This is a genomic window from Thermodesulfobacteriota bacterium (genome assembly GCA_035325995.1).
In the GTDB taxonomy this organism is placed as follows: Bacteria; Desulfobacterota_D; UBA1144; order Nemesobacterales; family UBA2774; genus JADLGH01.
Genome location: DAOKYU010000043.1, coordinates 1 through 2,113 on the forward strand (window position 1 = coordinate 1; position 2,113 = coordinate 2,113).

The window sequence follows — 2,113 nt, forward strand, 5'->3', positions numbered from 1 at the left end:
CCTGCTGCAGCGCGCATGCATGGCTAAAGTGAGCTGCGGCGCTCGCGTGTCGCAGGTCCTTTTCTCGATGCTTCAGACTCAATGCCTCTCCAGCGCAGAGCACGACCGGGTTTATTGGTTGTAGGCACTATAGGAATCCTCCCCGAACAGCATTCGAACGAGGAGATGACAGTCCTGTCATATTGCTGGCGATCGAGGCGGAGTCGACCGACAAAGAGGCTGGCACGGCCGGGAGAGCTGGTACTGAACAGTTCGGCTAGTGCGATAGCGCCATTAGGCCATCCCCCGACGCGGAGAAGCGATCGAGAGGTTCCGACGCAAGGGGGCAAGCCACCTGTACGCAACGATGGCGCGGCTTTGATCGTCGCTGGCCGATAGCTCGGCGTGCTAGACGCTACTTAACTTACCGAAAGACGCGGCCCTCACGACAGCGGCGCGTTCAGCTCGAGCGGGAGATCCCGGATTCAGGATCGTGGCAACGACACGAGGTAAGCGCGGTCACATTGGGCCAGGCATGTGAGCCCTGCCGAGCCACCGATGTTGCGAGCGTCTTCCATTGACAAATTCGCGTCTCACGTCACCCCACGCGCCAAGCGCCACATGCCCCACCAAGCGAGTGGCGCAAGGACAACAACGCTGGCCATGCCGGGGAAGTATCCATAGGGCTCGGTGGTCAGAAGCGGCAGAAGAAAATGCGCAAGCTCTGTGATTCCCATCGAAGTAAAGAACGTCCATGCCAAGAGGCGTCCGAACTCGTAGTCGCGCCTTACCAAGAAGGGAACAGCGAGCCATGCGCCAATCGGGACTATTAGGAGAGCCAAGATCAGTCCCACGGATATCTCGGGGACAGGCGTTCCAGTGATCCGATCGGAAACAACCTCGAAGAATGCCGTCCGATTTTCTTCGACCTTGTGCAGGATGAGGAAGGCGAGCATCGTCAGCCAATAGGGCACTCTGATGGATGCCCATGATGCTCCCGTCCGCACCAGGAGCCAGACTACGAATCCCCCAAGGTATCCCGTTAGAAACAAGGCCGCGTAGAGTGGCCCAAGATAGATAAGACCGAATAGCGGCACTGCAAGCGAAAAGAGAAGCGCGAGCACGATCAGCAGCTTCGACTTATTCATCTTCATCGCAAGATCCTTGTGTGTCCCGGCACGCACCGCACAACCTCACACGTAGGCAAACCCACAACCTTCGTCAAGCGCCAACTGGGGTGCCCCGCTAAAGCCGAGACGCGACAGATTTCGATCCTTGGTCCCAAGCGCCGACCGCTTGGCGCTGCAGGCACTCACGCCCTCCTTTGATTGGCGCTCCTTTATGTGAATTCTACTCTGGCGGTACAGCGTCGATCACGACGGTCGCGGCACTTCTCGAAGGCACTAAATCTATAGTTAGTATGAGTGCACGGCGCGGCGCCGCGCCCGCGGGACTCGTTGACCAGGCGATGCGCCAGCCAAGGGGATCAAGTTTCGCCGGCCATCCCATCGGATCGGCCACCGCAATACTGATGCTGCCCCTTACGACGCCCAGGCCTAACCGCGCGTCGGATCATTGAAGCATCCGGAGACCTTGTGATCCCAGGCTGTCTCAAGGGCTAGCGGCTCGATCTGAAGGTAGGAGAACATGAATTTGCGCCATCTTCGATCCTTTATCGCGGTAGCCGAGGAACTACATTTCGGTCGAGCGGCACGGCGGTTGCACGTAGAGCAATCCCCTCTGTCGCGCACAATTCAAAGGTTAGAAATGGACTTAGGCGTGGCCTTGTTGGAGCGCACGCCGCATGGTGTTCGTCTGACCCCTGCCGGGCAAGTATTCTTGTTGGATGCCCAACGTGTCCTGCTCACTCTCGATCAGGCGCAGACTAACGTGCGAGCGGCCGCCGCCGGCCATCGGAACATCTTTCGCGTCGCACTGTCGGGCCACATAGGAAAGTCCCGATTACCTGCGCTTCTCGCTCTCTCCCGGAAGGAAGCGCCAGAGGTGACGGTCCGCCTCTTTGAGACGACAGGAGCACAGCTAATGCTAGGACTTAGCAGCGGCCTGTACGACGTCGGACTTACCTTGGCGGATGACGGAGATGCTGGATTTATCGCCACACCACTCTGGGAAG

2 protein-coding genes are annotated in these 2,113 nt (G+C 58.7%); one reads left to right on the forward strand and one right to left on the reverse strand.

Translation table 11 applies throughout. The annotated features are described in order from the left end of the window. Positions 1–572 precede the first annotated feature (572 nt). Positions 573–1,133, reverse strand: coding sequence for a hypothetical protein (locus PKC29_15575; GenBank protein ID HML96826.1), 561 nt, complete (start codon positions 1,131–1,133; stop codon positions 573–575). A 493-nt stretch (positions 1,134–1,626) separates the two neighbouring features. Here PKC29_15575 and PKC29_15580 point away from each other — a divergent pair. Continuing rightward, the coding region (locus PKC29_15580; GenBank protein HML96827.1) for a LysR family transcriptional regulator at positions 1,627–2,113 on the forward strand (487 nt) is incomplete at its 3' end.

Coding starts and splice junctions, on each gene's coding strand:
- PKC29_15575 (HML96826.1), bottom strand. CDS start 1,133: ATGAAGATGAATAAGTCGAAGCTGCTGATCGTGCTCGCGCTTCTCTTT.